General features: G+C 65.7%; 18 protein-coding genes. 12 read left to right on the top strand and 6 right to left on the bottom strand.

The features are described from left to right. The first annotated feature begins 3 nt into the window (after positions 1–3). On the top strand, positions 4–624 hold the full coding sequence (locus tag AC4HIX_RS09115; RefSeq protein WP_475050108.1) for a hypothetical protein: 621 nt from the start codon (positions 4–6) through the stop codon (positions 622–624). A gap of 20 nt (positions 625–644) precedes the next feature. Here the strand turns inward: AC4HIX_RS09115 and AC4HIX_RS09110 are convergent, their stop codons facing one another. Further along, a complete protein-coding gene (locus tag AC4HIX_RS09110) occupies positions 645–974 on the bottom strand; it encodes an AzlD domain-containing protein (protein ID WP_475050109.1) in 330 nt (109 codons plus the stop codon). After that, positions 971–1,699 (bottom strand): AzlC family ABC transporter permease, encoded by a 729-nt coding sequence (locus AC4HIX_RS09105; RefSeq protein WP_260011790.1) that lies wholly within the window; start codon positions 1,697–1,699, stop codon positions 971–973. Before AC4HIX_RS09105 ends, AC4HIX_RS09110 begins: the two co-directional genes overlap by 4 nt. A gap of 64 nt (positions 1,700–1,763) precedes the next feature. Between AC4HIX_RS09105 and AC4HIX_RS09100 the strand changes: the two genes are divergently transcribed. Genes AC4HIX_RS09100 through AC4HIX_RS09085 form a run of 4 tightly spaced genes read left to right on the top strand, consistent with a single transcriptional unit; the run spans position 1,764 to position 5,961 of the window. Next, complete coding sequence (locus tag AC4HIX_RS09100) at positions 1,764–2,639, top strand: formate dehydrogenase accessory sulfurtransferase FdhD (RefSeq protein ID WP_490398751.1); 876 nt, start codon at positions 1,764–1,766, stop codon at positions 2,637–2,639. Between the two features lie 60 nt (positions 2,640–2,699). After that, positions 2,700–3,344, top strand: a complete 645-nt coding sequence (gene mobA / locus AC4HIX_RS09095) for a molybdenum cofactor guanylyltransferase MobA (RefSeq protein WP_490398750.1) — start codon at positions 2,700–2,702, stop codon at positions 3,342–3,344. Continuing rightward, positions 3,341–3,832: a molybdopterin-guanine dinucleotide biosynthesis protein B gene (mobB, locus tag AC4HIX_RS09090; RefSeq protein ID WP_490398749.1), complete on the top strand. Its 492-nt coding sequence runs from the start codon at positions 3,341–3,343 to the stop codon at positions 3,830–3,832. The genes mobA and mobB overlap by 4 nt, the downstream gene beginning before the upstream one ends. Next, complete coding sequence (locus tag AC4HIX_RS09085; RefSeq protein ID WP_490398748.1) at positions 3,829–5,961, top strand: molybdopterin-binding protein; 2,133 nt, start codon at positions 3,829–3,831, stop codon at positions 5,959–5,961. Before mobB ends, AC4HIX_RS09085 begins: the two co-directional genes overlap by 4 nt. A 151-nt stretch (positions 5,962–6,112) precedes the next feature. Here the strand turns inward: AC4HIX_RS09085 and AC4HIX_RS09080 are convergent, their stop codons facing one another. From AC4HIX_RS09080 to AC4HIX_RS09070, 3 genes are all read right to left on the bottom strand, one after another. After that, a complete protein-coding gene (locus AC4HIX_RS09080; RefSeq protein ID WP_490398747.1) occupies positions 6,113–7,147 on the bottom strand; it encodes a hypothetical protein in 1,035 nt (344 codons plus the stop codon). A 20-nt stretch (positions 7,148–7,167) separates the two neighbouring features. Then, positions 7,168–7,638, bottom strand: coding sequence for a transcription elongation factor GreA (greA, locus tag AC4HIX_RS09075; RefSeq protein ID WP_490398746.1), 471 nt, complete (start codon positions 7,636–7,638; stop codon positions 7,168–7,170). A gap of 249 nt (positions 7,639–7,887) precedes the next feature. Continuing rightward, positions 7,888–8,268, bottom strand: a complete 381-nt coding sequence (locus tag AC4HIX_RS09070; protein WP_490398745.1) for a VOC family protein — start codon at positions 8,266–8,268, stop codon at positions 7,888–7,890. A 97-nt stretch (positions 8,269–8,365) separates the two neighbouring features. Between AC4HIX_RS09070 and soxR the strand changes: the two genes are divergently transcribed. The 4 genes from soxR to AC4HIX_RS09050 all read left to right on the top strand — a co-directional run bounded on the left by soxR (position 8,366) and on the right by AC4HIX_RS09050 (position 13,314). Then, positions 8,366–8,845, top strand: coding sequence for a redox-sensitive transcriptional activator SoxR (gene soxR, locus AC4HIX_RS09065; RefSeq protein ID WP_475050124.1), 480 nt, complete (start codon positions 8,366–8,368; stop codon positions 8,843–8,845). Between the two features lie 160 nt (positions 8,846–9,005). Beyond that, on the top strand, positions 9,006–10,655 hold the full coding sequence (locus AC4HIX_RS09060) for an electron transfer flavoprotein-ubiquinone oxidoreductase (RefSeq protein ID WP_490398744.1): 1,650 nt from the start codon (positions 9,006–9,008) through the stop codon (positions 10,653–10,655). Between the two features lie 135 nt (positions 10,656–10,790). Then, on the top strand, positions 10,791–12,503 hold the full coding sequence (locus AC4HIX_RS09055; protein ID WP_490398743.1) for a tetratricopeptide repeat protein: 1,713 nt from the start codon (positions 10,791–10,793) through the stop codon (positions 12,501–12,503). Continuing rightward, a complete protein-coding gene (locus AC4HIX_RS09050) occupies positions 12,493–13,314 on the top strand; it encodes a 4-(cytidine 5'-diphospho)-2-C-methyl-D-erythritol kinase (protein WP_490398742.1) in 822 nt (273 codons plus the stop codon). The genes AC4HIX_RS09055 and AC4HIX_RS09050 overlap by 11 nt, the downstream gene beginning before the upstream one ends. A 179-nt stretch (positions 13,315–13,493) precedes the next feature. Here AC4HIX_RS09050 and AC4HIX_RS09045 read toward each other — a convergent pair whose 3' ends face one another. After that, entirely contained in the window at positions 13,494–14,492 is a 999-nt protein-coding gene (locus AC4HIX_RS09045; protein WP_490398741.1) for a polyprenyl synthetase family protein, read from the bottom strand. Positions 14,493–14,549: 57 nt separating this feature from the next. On the opposite strand from AC4HIX_RS09045, the gene AC4HIX_RS09040 reads away from it, so the two are divergent. The 3 genes from AC4HIX_RS09040 to AC4HIX_RS09030 all read left to right on the top strand — a co-directional run bounded on the left by AC4HIX_RS09040 (position 14,550) and on the right by AC4HIX_RS09030 (position 15,938). Beyond that, entirely contained in the window at positions 14,550–14,765 is a 216-nt protein-coding gene (locus AC4HIX_RS09040; protein WP_475050135.1) for a putative signal transducing protein, read from the top strand. Beyond that, a complete protein-coding gene (locus tag AC4HIX_RS09035; RefSeq protein ID WP_490398740.1) occupies positions 14,762–15,529 on the top strand; it encodes a tRNA1(Val) (adenine(37)-N6)-methyltransferase in 768 nt (255 codons plus the stop codon). Before AC4HIX_RS09040 ends, AC4HIX_RS09035 begins: the two co-directional genes overlap by 4 nt. 235 nt (positions 15,530–15,764) lie before the next feature. Continuing rightward, on the top strand, positions 15,765–15,938 hold the full coding sequence (locus tag AC4HIX_RS09030) for a YdcH family protein (RefSeq protein WP_222479456.1): 174 nt from the start codon (positions 15,765–15,767) through the stop codon (positions 15,936–15,938). Positions 15,939–15,997 lie beyond the last annotated feature (59 nt).

Below are 15,997 nucleotides of genomic sequence, written 5' to 3'. Positions count from 1 at the left end.
TTTATGCGCAATCTGCTGTGCCTTGGCGCGGTCCTGACCGCGCTTGCGGGTTGCGCTGCGCCTCAGCAGCCCAATGCGGATGCGGAGACCCTGGCCCGGGCGGCTTACCGTCACTCCGGACCGCCCGCGCTCACCCTGTATACGATGATCAACAACCGCACCGGGCGGGGCGGCCACGCGTCGCTGATGATCAACGCCTCGGAACGGGTGATCTTCGATCCCGCAGGCTCCTTTTACGCTTCGGTCGTGCCGGAGCGGAACGATGTGCTCTTCGGCATCACACCCGCGGTGGAAAAGGCCTACCGCGGCGCCCACGCGCGCAGCACTTTCCACGTGGTTGTGCAGCGGGTCGAGGTGACGCCGGAACAGGCCCAAAAGGCCTATCAGCTGGCAGTGACCAATGGCCGGGTGCCGGGTGCCTACTGTGCCCAGGCAACCATCGGCATCCTGCAGCAGATCCCGGGCTTTGAGAGCATTGACCGCACCTTTTATCCGGAAAAACTGGCGGAACAGTTCGGCCAGCTGCCGGGTGTGCGGACCGAACGCTACTATGAGAATGACAGCGGCGATCTGCAGGCGGGCATTTCCGGGGCCAACGTAGCCCTAACCTCCTCCGCAGATTAACTTATCTCCGGCGCGGCGCGTCAGGCGGCGAGATACAGCAGCAGCAGCGACAGCCCGCCTGTACCCAGGCCAAACAGCACGTTCCTGGTCAGATATCCTGCAGCGAATGTCGCGGCCGCGGCGGCGAAATGCATCAGGCTGGGGTCGCCTCCCGTCGGCGCAGGCCAGAGCACCAGCGGCGCCACCAGCGCCGGAATGATCGCCACCGCCGTGTAGCGCAGATGCCGCATCAGCCATTCCGGGATGGGGCGCCCTCCCATGAAGCCGATGAAGACGAACCGCAGGGCATAGCTGCCAAGCGCCAGCCCGATGATCACGGTCCACAGGATGGGGGCGGGGATACTGCTCATTTCGCGGCCTCCGATTTTGCCTTTTGCCGCTCCAGCCACAGCTCCGCCTGCGCCCCGGCCACCATGCCTGCAATACCCGCAACGATCAGCCCCAGATTATAGGGCAGCGCAGCCGCAGGCAGCGAGGCCGCAACGGCCACGAAACAGGCGGCGATATGGGCCGGCGTGCGCAGCATCGGTCCGATCATCGCCAGAAACGCCAGCGGCAGCACGAAATCCACGCCCCAGCTCTCCGGAATCCGGGTGCCGACCAGCGCGCCAAGCGCCGTGGCAATCACCCAGGCCGGCGCCACGATGCCATTGGTGCCAAAGAAATAGGCTACCCGCTGCGCCAGCGGCATCTCCGGCTCGGTCTCGAATTGCACGATCGACAGCGCATAGGACTGGTCCACCACGAAATAGGCGGCCAGTGCCCGCTGCCACATCGGAGCGTCGCCCAGATACGGCGTCAGCGACGCAGAATACATCGCCATCCGCAGGTTCACCGCCAGGGCCGAAATCAGGATGATGATCAGCGGCGCGTTCTCCTGCATCAGTTGCAGCGCGGTGAACTGGGCGGCCCCGGCAAAGACCGCGAGGGAGAAGGCGAACGCCTCCGGCACGATCAGCCCGGCCTCTGCCGCCAGCACCCCGAACAGGAAGCCGAAGGGCGAGGCCATGAAGATGAAGGGCGCGCTGTCGCGAAACCCCTTCCAGAAGGCCGATTTGGTGGTGGTGATTGCCATCTGCGCGTCCTAGATTGCGTGAATACCGCCTACGGCGGACGCAGAAGGAATGCAATTGGTGAGTATGGATATCGCATCAGAATATCTGATCGCCCCCGGTGTCGCAGACCCGCGGCTGACCCGTGCCGTAAGCGGTGTGGATCAGAACGGCGAAGTAAGCGAGATCGCCGTGGTCGAGGAGCGCCCGCTGACCATCTTCCTGAATTCGCAGGAAATCGTCACCGCCATGACCATCGGCGACTACCCCGAATACCTGGCGCTTGGCTTCCTGCGCAATCAGCGGATGCTGCAGGATGAGGACGAGGTGACCCGCGTCGACTACGACGAGGACCTGGAAGCCGTCGTGGTCCGCACCGCGGTGGAAACCAGCCACGAGGAGAAGCTGAAGAAGAAGACCCGCACGTCGGGCTGCGCGGTCGGCACCGTCTTTGGCGACATGATGGAGGGGCTGGAGGACGTGCGCCTGCCCGAGGCGGAGGTCCGCACCTCCTGGCTTTATGCGCTGGCGCACAAGATCAACCGCACGCCCTCTCTGTACCTTGAGGCCGGCGCCATCCATGGCACCGTGCTGTGCCAGCAGGACCGCCCGCTGGTCTATATGGAGGACGTCGGCCGCCACAACGCGGTGGACAAGATCGCAGGCTGGATGCTGTCGGAGCAGGCCGGGGCCGCGGACAAGATCCTTTACACCACCGGGCGGCTGACCTCGGAGATGGTGATCAAGACCGCGATGATGGGCATCCCGGTGCTGGCCTCGCGCTCAGGTTTCACCGCCTGGGGCGTAGAGATCGCACGCGAGGTTGGCCTCACTCTGATCGGCCGGATGCGCGGCCAGCGGTTTATCTGCCTCTCAGGCGAGGAACGGCTGGTGCGCGACATGGACCCCAAGGACGCGCCGGTGGAAGAGAAGAAACACCGAAGGAAGAGTGCGGAGGGGTAACCGGATTTCACGTGAAATCCGGCCGGAAATCACGTGTTTTCCGCCGCAGGAGGAAAAGTCATGACAGAACAGAAGCCTTTGGGCGTCATCCTCGCAGGCGGCCTCGCCACCCGGATGGGCGGCGGCGACAAGGGGCGGCTGCAGGTCGGCGGCCAGAGCCTGCTGTCCCGCGTGGTGGACCGGTTGTCGCCGCAGGTCGCGGGCCTCGCGCTCAACGCCAATGGCGACCCGGAGCGGTTCGTCGATCTTGGCCTGCCGGTAATCGCCGACTCGATCGAGGGCTTTGCCGGTCCGCTGGCAGGTGTGCTTGCCGGGCTCGACTGGGCGGCAGAGCAGGGGGCTGACACCATTGTGACCGCCGCCGCCGACACGCCGTTCTTTCCGCGGGATCTTGTGGCCCGGCTGACCGCAGCAGCCGAGGGCATGGCGCAGCCGCTGGTCCTTGCCACCACTCCGCGCACAGGCGACGAGGCGCTGAAATCCGGCGGGCGGAGCAAAGTGAACCGGCACCCGGCCTTTGGCCTTTGGCCCGTCGCCCTGCGCGATGACCTGCGGGCGGCGTTGAATGACGGCTTGCGCAAGGTGGTCCTCTGGACCGATCAGCACGGCGGCCGCGAGGCGCTGTTTGAGGCAGACCCCTTCGACCCCTTCTTCAACATCAACACGCCAGAGGACCTGGCCCGCGCAGAGGCGCTCTTGAAATGAAGATCTACGGCGTCACCGGCTGGAAGAACAACGGAAAGACCGGGCTGATGGAGCGGCTGGTGGCGGAGTTCTGCGCCCGCGGCCTCACGGTCTCCACCATCAAGCACGCCCATCACGCGACGGACGTGGACCAGCCCGGCACCGACAGCCACCGCCACCGCCAGGCGGGGGCGTCGGAGGTGGTGCTGGCCTCCGCGGGCCGTATCGCCATCATGCAGGAGCTGCGCGGCGCACCCGAGCCGCCTCTGGAAGACCTGCTGGCCCGCCTCAGCCCCGCCGATCTGGTGCTGGTGGAGGGCTACAAACGCGAACCCCACCCCAAGATCGAGGCCTTCCGGCAGGCAGCAGGCACCGGCCTGATCGCCCCGCAGGATCCAAACATCCGGGCGGTTGCCAGCGATACGCCGCTGGATCTGGACCGCCCGGTGTTCGACTTGAACGATACAGCGGCAATTGCGGATTTTATTGAGACGGAACTGGGGCTGTGACCCCCTTCGATACCGTTCTGGCCGTCGACTGGTCCGCCGCCAAGCGCAAACCGCAGCGCGCCAGCAAGGACGCGATCTGGCTCGGTGTGGCGCGCAGCGGAACCGCAGAACAGCAAATCTACTGCCGCAGCCGGCAGGAGGCGGAGGTTTGGATCAGCCGCTTCCTGGAGGACGAGCAAGCCGCGGGGCGGCGGGTGCTCGCGGCCTTTGACTTTCCCTTTGGCTATCCGCGCGGGTTCGCGCGCCGGATCACCGGATCGGATGACCCCTTCGCCCTGTGGCAATGGCTGGAAGAGCGGATCGAAGACGATGAAGACGGCAGCAACAACCGGTTCGATGTCGCCTCTGAAATAAACCGGCTGTTTTCCGGCGCCGGCCCCTTCTGGGGCAAGCCGGATGCGGCACGCTGGCCGGATATCCCTTACCGCAAAGCCGGGATAACCTACGAGGACCCGGCAGAGCGGCGCAGCGCGGACCTGGCGGCTAAGGCGGCCTCCTCCTGCTTCCAGCTGTTCTTCAACCCGACCGTCGGCAGCCAGGTCCTCATGGGGCTGCCGGTTCTGCAGCGGCTGCGGCTCCGGCACGGTGCTGCTGTCTGGCCATTCGAAAAGGTTGAGACAGCGCAAATTGTGTTTGCAGAAATTTGGCCAGGGTTGATCGAACCCGCCGTCAAGGCCGCCATGGCTGTTGCCGGCCCGGAAGAAATCCGCGACCGGGTGCAGATGCGGCTCCTGTCGCAAGCGCTCAGCCGCCTGCCGGCTGAGGAGCTCGCCGGAATGCTGGCTGCCGCCCCTGAGGACGCACAAGAGGAAGCTTGGATATTGGGCACCGGATACGAAGACCGCTTGAATACGCTGGCCGCAGACGAGCCGGGGGGGCTGGCACCGCCGCCGCTCAGCAATGATTGCTTTGCCCTGCCTGCGGGTGTCGACTGGACCCCGGTCGATGACGCGCTGGCCCTGCTACGGGACAGGCTGGGCCCTGTGACCGGTACGGAGACCGTGCCGCTGTCAGACGCCTTGGGCCGGGTGCTGGCAGAGGATGCGGCGGCCAAACGCTCCAACCCGCCGCTGCCCAATACGGCAGTGGACGGCTACGGTTTTGCCGGCGGCAGGGCGGAAGGCCCGCATGTGCTGCCGCTCGTGCGGGGCCGGGCTGCCGCCGGTGTGCCTTTCGACGGCGCAGTGCCCGAAGGGAGCGCCATCCGGGTCCTGACCGGCGCAGCGCTGCCCGATGGCGTCGACACGGTGATCCTGGAGGAAGACGTCAACACAGACGGTACCCGGATTGCCTTCAACGGCCCGCTGAAGCAGGGCGCGAACACCCGCAAGGCGGGCGAGGACGTTTCCGCAGGCGAAGTTATCCTGCCCGCGGGCCGGGTTATCACGCCTGCCGATCTGGCGCTGGTCTCGGCCACCGGGCTGGCGCAGCTCACCGTGCGGCTGCCGCTGCGGGTCGGGGTGCTCTCTACCGGCGATGAACTGGTCGAGGCCGGGGAAGCCGCGGGTAAGGGGCAAATCTTTGACGCCAACCGCCCGATGCTGCTGGCGCTGATCCGGCAGCTGGGCTTCGTGCCGGTGGATCTGGGCAAGGCTGCGGATGACCGGGAGGCCTTGCGAGCGCGCTTGGATGCGGCGGCTGACGAAACAGATGTGATCCTCACCTCGGGCGGCGCCTCCGCTGGGGACGAGGACCACATGTCCGCGCTGCTGCGCGAGGCAGGTGCGATGCAGGAATGGCGGATTGCGCTTAAACCCGGGCGTCCGCTGGCGCTGGGCATGTGGCAGGGCACGCCGGTCTTCGGGCTGCCGGGCAACCCGGTGGCGGCTCTGGTTTGCACGCTGATCTTTGCGCGCCCCGCGATGGGGCTGATGGCGGGCGCAGGCTGGCGGGAGCCGCAGGCGTTTGAGGTGCCTGCTGCCTTTGAAAAACGCAAGAAACCGGGCCGCCGCGAATACCTTCGGGCGCGGGTGCGGGATGGCCGGGTGGAAGTGTTCAAATCCGAAGGCTCCGGCCGCATCAGTGGCCTCAGCTGGGCCGAAGGGCTGGTGGAGCTCGGCGACGGCGCCGCGGAGATCAAGCCTGGCGACCCGGTGCGTTTCATCCCCTACGGCAGTTTTGCGATGTAGGCGGACCTCTCCCGCCCGCGGCGCGGCGCATCCAAGATGCTTGCCCGCCGTTGGGCCGGGCGCCGCGCTGGCACGCGGCGCGTCACCCGGCTATTTCATCTTTCCAAAAATACTCGCGCCGCAGGCAGCGCCTGAAAGGCGCTTCACGTCATCAATCAAACGTCCCGGCCACCCGGCCCAGCAGCATGAAAGCGCGGGCGGTGCGGGTGTTGCCGAGCGCCGAAATCTCGCCGTCGGTGGCCTCGGTCTCGAACTCCGCAAACATCTGGTCGAAACGGCGCAGGAAGTGGTGCGCCGCATCGCGGAAGATCGGGTCCTGCTTCATCCGGGCTGCAGTCAGCGCCAGGGAGGTGCGATCGCGCACGCCGCCAAGCGCAGCGACCGCGCGGCCGCGGGCGCCCTGGCCGAACTGGCGCCAGACCTCGGGCCGGGCCATGTCGGGGCGCAGGTCGTCCATGTAGATGCCGTCCTGGCTGAGGAGCGTCAGCACATCCTGCGCGGCCTGGATCACCTGCGCCGCCTTGCGGTCGCGCAGGGCGGCGCGCAGGGCGGCAAAGCCTTCCTCGTCCTCGGCGGTCTCCGGGAAGTTCAGGGCGCGGATGAACTGTTCCGCAGGCAGCGGCGGCGCGGTGTCCTCGGCCTGGGTGCCAAGCGCCAGCGAGCCCTGACCGGCGGCGGTCATCTCGGCGGCCTCGGCTGGGATGGCCGGGCGCACCGGATTGGCCCGGCGGCTGGTGTGGAAGGTGGCCAGCGCGGTTTCGGTCTTGCGGGTCGCCTCGGCGATCTCCTCCAGCCGTTTGGCCATCGTAGGCTCCGCCACCGCGGCATGCTGCTGGGCCTGGGTCAGATAGGTCTGGCGCAGCCCGTCGATGGCGGCCTGCAGCTGTTCGCTCTCCTCCCGCATCACCCGGGCCGAGCGCGCGGCAGAGGCCGCAACCCAGAGCATCGCCGGCGGCAGCACCACCGCCAGCACGCCGGTGATCAGGTCGGTCCATTGCGACAGGCCTGCGCTGTCCGGGGCAAAGACGTAAAAGGCAACGGCCGCCAGCAGCCACAGCGCCCCCAGCCCGATGGCCACCAGCTCGGCGCCGCCCAGCCCGTTGCCGGCAGGCGCGTCAAGGCCGCGCAGCGGGCGTCCGCTTGCGGGGGTCGGGCTGGCGCCCGGGCTGCTGCTGGAGCCTGTCATGACCACTCAGCCCTCACCGGTCAGGAATAGACGATCTTGAGGATTTCATAGGCGCGCTCGCCGCCGGGGGTGCGCACTTCGACGCTGTCGCCTTCGTTCTTGCCGATCAAGGCGCGCGCGATGGGGGACTTGATGTTCAGCAGGCCCGCTTCAATGTTGGCTTCATGCTCGCCGACGATCTGCCAGGTCTTCTCCTCGTCGGTGTCCTCATCCACCACGGTCACCTTGGCGCCGAACTTGATGGCGCCGTTCAGCTTGGCCGGGTTGATCACATCGGCCAGCGACAGGATGCCTTCCAGCTCCTTGATGCGGCCCTCGATGAAGGACTGCTTTTCGCGGGCGGAGTGGTATTCGGCGTTTTCCGACAGGTCGCCCAGCTCACGCGCTTCGGCGATCGCCTGGATGATGGCCGGGCGTTCGACGGATTTCAGGTTTTTCAGTTCGCTTTCCAAGGCGGCAAAGCCCGCCGGGGTCATCGGGATCTTTTCCATGTGATTGGTCCAGGTCGCTTTTTGTTTTGTTCTTGTCAGTACGAAAGCCGGAGCCCCGCAGCGTGGGCTGCGGGGCGTCCGGTCCGGTTGACATTTACCTGACCCAATCCTGCGCCTGATTTCAAGTGGGCGCGGGGGCTGCTGGCGTGCAAATCCGCCTAACTGCGTGGTTTGGCCGGCTTTTCCACAGGAATGCGCAAGAAAATGCCGTGCGCGGGTATCCGGGGAAGACCCGCTTGCCAGAGGATATCAATCATATTGCACCGCCTCGTATTCGATGCCGTTTTCATCGTGGAAGTAGAAGCGGCGGCCCGGCTCATAGTCGCCGTGGTTCATTGGCGTGAAACCGGCGGCCTTTACCGCGGCTTCGGTGGCGTCCAGATCGTCGACGATCACCGCCAGGTGGTTCAGCCCGCCGACGATGCCATAGCTTTCCGGCGCCTTTCCGGCCGGGGTTCGCGGTGTGTAAAGCGCGAGATAGCTGTTCTCCTCGCCCACATGAACGCTGTAGCCGCCATTCTTGGCCTCGCCCTCCCAGCGCACATGCCAGCCGAACACTTTCTGCATCCAGGCGGCGGTGGCATGGGGGTCGGCAACGGTGACATTTGCATGTTCCAGTACTGCGCTCATCGGAAATCTCCTTCTTGCCTGAGCAAACCTGTTGATGCGACTCACCGTAATTTCTAAACCTAACTTTAGCTCAAGAGAAATTTTGCAGGAGAGTGCCATGCCCGCATCCGCCGGAATTTCCATCGGCTACCTGGCCGAACGCACCGGCCTCGCAGTGTCCGCCATCCGCTACTACGAGGCGCAAGGATTGGTGGAGCCCTGGCGCAACGCAGGCGGCCAGCGGCGGTTCCACCGTGCCGACATCCGGCGGCTCAGCTTCGTGATGATCGCGCAGCAATTCGGCTTTTCCCTGCCGGAAATCCGCGGCTTCCTCAAAAGCCTGCCGGGCAGACGGACCCCCACGAAAGAGGACTGGGCGCGCATTTCGGAGAACTTCCGCAGCCACCTGGACCAGCGAATCGAAACCCTGGTGCGGCTGCGCGACAATCTGGACGGCTGCATAGGCTGCGGCTGCCTGTCGCTTCCGAATTGCAAACTTTACAATCCCGAGGACCGGGCGGCACAGAAGGGGCAGGGACCCAGATATCTCATGGGAGACCGGCCCGAGTCAGAGGCTGAGCCGGAAAATGGAGCTTGAGTGACGAAAATGGACGCACTTATTGTCGCGATAGCCTGTTTTACAGGGGCCTGACGCAGAGTTTGGATTGACCAGCAGGGCTGGCAAACGCTAAGCAGCCGCGACACAAAATTGCGCCCGGTGGGGCCGGTAGCGAACAGAAAGCCAAGGAGCGCCGCAGATGGCCGAGATTGAACGCGAAGCGATGGAATACGACGTGGTGATCGTCGGGGCCGGCCCTGCCGGTCTGTCCGCGGCCATCCGCCTGAAACAGCTGGACGCCGACCTGCAGGTCGTGGTCCTGGAAAAAGGGTCTGAGGTGGGCGCGCACATCCTGTCCGGCGCGGTGCTGGACCCTTGCGGCCTGAACGCGCTGATCCCCGACTGGAAGGAAAAAGGCGCGCCGCTGAACGTGGAAGTCAAGGAAGACAACTTCTACATGCTGGGCGAAGCCGGCCATGTCCGCATTCCCAACTTCCCGATGCCGCCGCTGATGAACAACCACGGCAACTATATCGTCTCCATGGGCAACGTCTGCCGCTGGATGGCAGAGCAGGCCGAGGAAATGGGCGTCGAGATCTTCCCGGGCATGGCGTGCTCCGAACTGGTCTATGGCGACAATGGCGAAGTGAAGGGCGTGGTTGCCGGTGAATTCGGCAAGAACCCCGACGGCACCCCCGGCCCGGCCTATGAGCCCGGCATGGAGCTGCACGGCAAATATATCTTCCTCGGCGAAGGTGTGCGCGGCTCGCTCTCCAAGGAAGTGATCGCCAAATACGGCCTCTCCGACGGCAAGGAGCCGCAGAAATACGGCGTCGGCATGAAAGAGATCTGGGAGATCGACCCGGCCAAGCACAAGGAAGGCACCGTCACCCACACCATGGGCTGGCCGCTGGGCTCCAACGCGGGCGGCGGCTCGTTCATCTACCACCTGGACAACAACCAGGTTTACGTGGGCTTCGTGGTGCACCTGAACTACAAGAACCCGCACCTGTTCCCCTACATGGAATTCCAGCGCTTCAAGCACCACCCGGTGGTGGCCGAGCTGCTGAAGGGCGGCAAGCGCGTGGCCTACGGCGCCCGCGCCATCACCGAAGGCGGCTGGCAGTCGATGCCGAAACTGGTGGCGCCCGGCGTGGCGCTGCTGGGCTGCTCCGCGGGCATGGTCAACGTGCCGCGCATCAAGGGCAACCACAACGCGATGCTGTCGGGCAAGGCCGCAGCCGAAGCCGCCTATGACGCGATCAAGGCAGAGCGTTCCGGCGACGAGCTGGCCGCTTATGAAACCGACGTGCGCGAAGGCGCCATCGGCAAGGACCTCAAGATGGTCCGCAACGTCAAGCCGATGTGGTCCAAGTGGGGTCTCACCGCCTCGCTGGCGCTGGGCGGTCTGGACATGTGGACCAACAACCTTTTGGGCTTCTCCTTCTTCGGCACCCTGGGCCACGGCAAGAACGACGCCGAAGCGACCGAGGAAGCCTCCAAGCACAAGCCGATCGACTATCCCAAGCCCGATGGCGTGCTGTCGTTCGACCGGCTGACCAACGTCAGCTTCTCAATGACCAACCACGAGGAAAGCCAGCCCTGCCACCTGCGCCTGGGCAACGAGGACACCCCGGTCCGGGTCAACCTGCCGAAATTCGCGGAACCGGCGCAGCGCTACTGCCCGGCCGGTGTTTACGAAGTGGTGGAAAAGGACGGCCAGCCGGAGTTCGTGATCAACTTCCAGAACTGCGTCCACTGCAAGACCTGCGACATCAAGGATCCGTCGCAGAACATCACCTGGACAACGCCGCAGGGCGGCGACGGGCCGAACTACCCGAACATGTAACGGGAAGTTTAAATTTTCGGCGCGCTTTCGCCGGATTTTAAGGGGCGGTCCTTGGGCCGCCCCATTGCGTGTTGACGGACGGCGCACTACGCTTTCTTAGAAGAGCTAGAGCAGTAAATCGTAAGGGGGTCCCGCGTGCCCGTATCCATTTTTCGCACCCTGACAAGTGCGGCCCTGGTGGCCGTGTCCGCACCTGCTGTGCAGGCCGAAGGGCTGGCAGGGTCCTACCTGGCCGGGCGCGCCGCGACCTATGACAGCGATTTTGCCGCGGCGGCGCTTTATTACACCCAGGCGCTGGCGCGCGATCCGCAGAATCCGCTCCTGATGGAAAACGTGGTGTTCGCGCAGCTCGCAATGGGCAAGGCAGAGCTGGCGGTGCCGGTGGCGCAACGGCTGCTGCAGACCGGCGCGCGCAGTCAGGTCGCCAATGTGGTGATTGCGGGCGGCCATGCGGCGGCCGGGGAATACCAGGCGATTCTTGACCGTGATCTTGAACGCGAAGCGATCCACCCGCTGGTCGACGGCCTGCTGGAAGGCTGGGCGCATATCGGCACCGGCTCGGTGTCCAGCGCGCTCAAAACCTTCGACCGGCTGGCCAAGGACGGCAGCCTGAAACCTTTCGTGCTCTACCACCGGGCGCTTGCATTGGCGTCTGCCGGGGACTACGGCGGTGCCGAGGCGCTGTTTGCCGCCGAGGACGGCCGCCTGGCCAGCCTCAGCCGCCGCGCCGCGGTGGCGCGGGTGCAGATCCTGTCGCAGCTGGGCCGCAACGATGAGGCGCGTGAGACGCTGCAGGCAGCCTTCGGCAGCCGCCTCGACCCTGGGCTGGAAGCGCTGGATGCGCAGCTGCAGAACGGCGAAACGCTTGCCTATACCATCGCCCCCGGCCCGCGTGAGGGGATTGCCGAGGTCTTCTTTACCCTAGGGGCGGCGCTCAATGGCGATACCGCCAATGACTACGTGCTGATGTATGTCCGCATGGCCGCCTCGCTGCGCCCCGACCATGTGGATGCGATCCTGCTGAGCGCCAGCCTGCTGGATCAGCTGGGCCGGTATGAGCTGTCGGTGGCGACCTACAAGCAGGTGCCGCGCAGCCATCCCGACTACCACGCTGCCGAATTGGGCCGGGCCGAGGCGCTGCGCCGCGCAGCCAAGCCGGATGCGGCGATCGAAGTGCTGGAGCAGCTGGCGCGGCAATTCCCGGATCAGCCGGGCGTCTATGTCAGCCTGGGCGATCTCTTGCGCCAGCAGGAGGACTATGCCGCCGCAGCCCGGGCCTACGACAAGGCGCTTGCCAACTCGCCGGAGGACTCCGGCAGCCGCTGGTTCCTGCTCTATGCCCGCGGCATCTGCCACGAGCGTCTGGACCAGTGGGAGCAGGCCGAAGCGGACTTCCGCGCCTCCCTGGCGCTGGAGCCGGACCGGCCGCAGGTGCTGAACTACCTGGGCTATTCGCTGGTTGAAAAGCGCCGCAAGCTGGATGAGGCGCTGAACATGATCGAGCGCGCGGTCGCGGCGCGGCCCGACTCCGGCTATATCGTCGACTCCCTGGGCTGGGTGCTCTACCGCCTGGGCCGCTTCGACGAGGCGGTAGCGCACATGGAACGCGCAGTGGAGCTGATGCCGGTGGACCCGGTGGTCAACGACCATCTGGGCGATGTCTATTGGGCCGTGGGCCGCGCGCGCGAGGCAGAGTTCCAGTGGAAGCGGGCGCTCTCCTTTATCGACCCGGAAGACACCGATGGCGAGGCCGACCCCGAACGCATCCGCCGCAAGCTGGACATCGGCCTGGATGCGGTTCTGGCCGAGGAGGGCGCTGCGCCCCTGAAGGTGGCCAATGGCGGCTGAGGTCTTTGCACCCGCCAAGATCAATCTGACCCTGCATGTGACCGGCCGCCGCGAGGACGGCTATCATCTGCTGGATTCCCTGGTGGTCTTTGCGGACACCGGCGACCGCCTGCGGCTGGACCCGGGTCCGGAGCTGGCGCTGGAAGTTACCGGCCCCTTCGCGGAAGGCGTGCCCGCGGATCAGCGGAATCTGGTGTGGAAGGCCGCCGCGGGGGCGGGCTGGACCGGGCGGATCAGCCTCGACAAGCATCTGCCCCACGGGGCGGGCATCGGCGGCGGCTCCTCTGATGCTGCCGCAGTCCTGCGCGCGCTTGCCGGGCAGGGGGGCGGCATTCCCGAAGGGCTGGCCCTGTCGCTGGGCGCCGACGTGCCGGTCTGCATGACCGCCCGGGCGGTGCGGATGCAGGGTATCGGTGAAGAGGTCGCACCGGTCGAGCTGCCGGAACTGCACGCGCTGCTGGTCAATCCGGGTGTGCATGTGCCTACGGGACCGGTGTTTTCCGCGCTTGCCTCCCGTGACAACCCGCAGATGCCCGGACACATTCCGTCCTTTGCTTCCGCTGAGGACTGCGCCGCCTGGCTCGGCGAACAGCGCAACGACCTGGAAGCCCCGGCGCGCAGTCTTGCCCCGCAAATCGACCGGACCCTGTCCGACCTGCGCAGCTCCCGCCAGGCGCTTCTGGCCCGCATGTCCGGCTCCGGCGCCACTTGTTTTGCGCTCTACCCCACGAAAAAGGCCGCCCATATGGCGGCCTATGAGATCGGGGCGGAGCATCCGGACTGGTGGTGCAGCGCGGTCACGCTGACCTGAAACGCCCGGCTTTGACCGGGGATCTCCCGCCCGCGGGACAGCGCATCAAAGATGCTCGCCCGCCGTTGGGCCAGGCGCCGCGCTGACGCACGGCGCGCCGCCGGCTTGCCCATTCACCTTAAAAAAATACTCCGGGGGTGAGGCCGCAAGGCCGAGGGGGCAGCGCCCCCTTTCCCCGGTCAGTTCAGGCGCGACACCACGTAATCGGCCAGATCGCTCAGCATGGTGCGGATCTCGTGCTCGGGCAGCACCTTCAGCGCATCCCGCGCCTTGGCCGCCCAGCCTAGGGCATCCTCGCGGGTGGCCTCCAGCGTTCCGTATTTCGCCATCAGCGCCAGCGCCTGCTCCAGATCGCCGTCCTGCTGCTTGCCCTTCTCAATGGTGCGGGTCCAGAATGCGCGCTCCTCATCCGTGGCCTGCGCCACCGCCTTGATCACCGGCAGGGTCAGCTTGCGCTCGCGGAAGTCATCGCCGACGTTCTTGCCGGTCGCCTTGCTGTCGCCCTGGTAATCCAGCAGGTCATCGGCGATCTGGAAGGCAATCCCCAACGCATCGCCATACTCAAACAGCGCCTTCACCTGCGCCTCCGGCGCGCCGGCAATCACCCCGCCGACCTCAGTGGCAGCGGAGAACAGCGCCGCGGTCTTGCCGCGCACCACCTGCAGGTAAATGTTTTCATCGGTCTTCAGGTTCGACGCCGCGGTCATCTGCAGCACCTCGCCCTCGGCGATGGTTGCAGAGGCATTCGCCAGAATGTCCAGCACCCGCAGGCTCTCCGTCTCCACCATCAGCTGGAAACTGCGGGCAAACAGGTAGTCGCCCACCAGCACCGAGCTCTTGTTGTCCCACAACAGGTTCGCAGTCGGGCGGCCGCGCCGCTGGGCGCTTTCGTCCACCACATCGTCATGCAGCAGGGTGGCGGTGTGGATGAACTCGACCGTCGCAGCCAGTTTCAGATGATGGTCGCCCTGATAGCCGCACAGCCGCGCCGCCGCCAGCGTCAGCATCGGCCGCAGCCGCTTGCCGCCCGCCTCAACCAGATGCGCGGTAACCTCGGGAATGCGCGGCGCGTGTTCGGAGGCCATCCGGGTGCGGATCAGCGTATTCACCGCCTCCAGCTCCTGGCTCAGCGTGGCGGCCAGCATTTCGTGCGGCTTCCGGGTCATCACTTGGTCCATCACTTTCCCGCTTGCAAGGCTCGACAAGGCGCGGGCCTTGCCCTTAGATCCAATTCCATGAAAGAGCTTTTGCGCAGCACCGATCCGACGATCATCGCCTTTGCCTCCGCCCTTCTTGAGGGTGAGGATATAGACTGCTTTCAAATGGACGTAAATATGAGCGTCCTGGAAGGCAGCATCGGAATTTTCCCGCGCCGGCTGATGGTTCGCGCCGATGATTACGAGGACGCGCTGGTGGTGATGCGCGACAATGAAATCCCGCTGGGACGATGAAATCCTTCACTGAGGACGAGTTGAGCCGCAACGCCTTCCTGGGCGGCCGGGTGCAGCTGTGGCAACCGCACAAGGGCTACCGCGCCGGGGTGGATCCGGTGCTGCTGGCGGCAGCGGTCCCCGCGCGGGCGGGGGAAGCGGTGCTGGAGCTGGGCTGCGGTGCCGGTCAGGCGCTGCTGTGCCTTGCGGCACGGGTGTCGGGTCTTTCTCTTGCAGGGATCGAATTGCAGGCCGCTTATGCGGAGCTGGCCCGGCGCAACGCCGCTGCCAACCGGCAGGAGATGGAGGTGTTTGAGGCCGACCTCGCTGCCTTGCCGGAGGCGCTGAAGCAGCGGCAGTTCCAGCATGTGATCGCCAACCCGCCCTATTACAAAGCCGGCGCTCACAGCCAGGCGCGCGATGCCGGGCGGCAGGTGGCGCTGGGGGAGCAGACCCCGCTGGCGGACTGGATCACCGCGGCAGCCCGGCGGCTGGCGCCCAAGGGCTATCTGCACATGATCCAGCGGGCGGACCGGCTGCCGGATATGCTGACCGCCTGCGGCGGCGTCCTGGGATCGGTTGAAGTGCTGCCGCTGGCCCCGCGCGCCGGCCGCGCGGCAGAGCTGGTGATCCTGCGCGCGCGCAAGGGCGGCCGGGCAGACTTCCGTCTCCATGCGCCGCTGATTCTGCACGAAGGCGACCGGCACGAGCGCGACGGAGAGAGCTATACGCCGCATATCCGTGCGGTACTGCGCGACGGCGCGGCCTTGCCTTGGCCCGCCTAAGACGGATTTCTCCGGCGGCGCAAACTTAGGGGCGCCCCACGCAGGTTTCAACCTTCGGCGAATCCAAATCCGCGGGTTTCTGCTGTGATGCGCCGCCGCCTGCGGCAAAATGCGCGGCGCATAGCCGATATGAAAATTTCATGACAAAAATACTGCGGGTGCAGCGTGACAGATGCGAAAACTTGTGGTCCACTCTTTCTGTCAAACACATCTAGCTCAAAGAAGGAGGGTTGCCATGAGCCTCAGCTCGCATCTGACCGAACTTAAGAAGAAGCACGAGCATCTGAGCATGGAAGTGGAACAGGCCCAACGATCGCCCAGTAGCGACGATCTGGAAATCGCAGCAATGAAAAAGCAAAAGCTAAAGCTGAAGGAAGAGATTACGCGCCTGACAGCTGAAGCAGTCTGAAGAGTTCCCGCCGGGGCGGAGAACCCGGCACAGTAGTAGACGGAGGGCCTGCCCGTGCG

It is taken from the genome of Leisingera sp. (assembly GCF_982940295.1).
This window is presented reverse-complemented; position numbering and strand designations above follow the sequence as displayed.

What these genes read in the sequence shown, in the direction of transcription:
- AC4HIX_RS09115 (WP_475050108.1), top strand. Translation starts at nt 4, where the DNA reads ATGCGCAATCTGCTGTGCCTTGGCGCGGTCCTGACCGCGCTTGCGGGT.
- AC4HIX_RS09110 (WP_475050109.1), bottom strand. Translation starts at nt 974, where the DNA reads ATGAGCAGTATCCCCGCCCCCATCCTGTGGACCGTGATCATCGGGCTG.
- AC4HIX_RS09105 (WP_260011790.1), bottom strand. Translation starts at nt 1,699, where the DNA reads ATGGCAATCACCACCACCAAATCGGCCTTCTGGAAGGGGTTTCGCGAC.
- AC4HIX_RS09100 (WP_490398751.1), top strand. Translation starts at nt 1,764, where the DNA reads ATGGATATCGCATCAGAATATCTGATCGCCCCCGGTGTCGCAGACCCG.
- mobA (WP_490398750.1), top strand. Translation starts at nt 2,700, where the DNA reads ATGACAGAACAGAAGCCTTTGGGCGTCATCCTCGCAGGCGGCCTCGCC.
- mobB (WP_490398749.1), top strand. Translation starts at nt 3,341, where the DNA reads ATGAAGATCTACGGCGTCACCGGCTGGAAGAACAACGGAAAGACCGGG.
- AC4HIX_RS09080 (WP_490398747.1), bottom strand. Translation starts at nt 7,147, where the DNA reads ATGACAGGCTCCAGCAGCAGCCCGGGCGCCAGCCCGACCCCCGCAAGC.
- greA (WP_490398746.1), bottom strand. Translation starts at nt 7,638, where the DNA reads ATGGAAAAGATCCCGATGACCCCGGCGGGCTTTGCCGCCTTGGAAAGC.
- AC4HIX_RS09070 (WP_490398745.1), bottom strand. Translation starts at nt 8,268, where the DNA reads ATGAGCGCAGTACTGGAACATGCAAATGTCACCGTTGCCGACCCCCAT.
- soxR (WP_475050124.1), top strand. Translation starts at nt 8,366, where the DNA reads ATGCCCGCATCCGCCGGAATTTCCATCGGCTACCTGGCCGAACGCACC.
- AC4HIX_RS09060 (WP_490398744.1), top strand. Translation starts at nt 9,006, where the DNA reads ATGGCCGAGATTGAACGCGAAGCGATGGAATACGACGTGGTGATCGTC.
- AC4HIX_RS09050 (WP_490398742.1), top strand. Translation starts at nt 12,493, where the DNA reads ATGGCGGCTGAGGTCTTTGCACCCGCCAAGATCAATCTGACCCTGCAT.
- AC4HIX_RS09045 (WP_490398741.1), bottom strand. Translation starts at nt 14,492, where the DNA reads ATGGACCAAGTGATGACCCGGAAGCCGCACGAAATGCTGGCCGCCACG.
- AC4HIX_RS09040 (WP_475050135.1), top strand. Translation starts at nt 14,550, where the DNA reads ATGAAAGAGCTTTTGCGCAGCACCGATCCGACGATCATCGCCTTTGCC.
- AC4HIX_RS09035 (WP_490398740.1), top strand. Translation starts at nt 14,762, where the DNA reads ATGAAATCCTTCACTGAGGACGAGTTGAGCCGCAACGCCTTCCTGGGC.
- AC4HIX_RS09030 (WP_222479456.1), top strand. Translation starts at nt 15,765, where the DNA reads ATGAGCCTCAGCTCGCATCTGACCGAACTTAAGAAGAAGCACGAGCAT.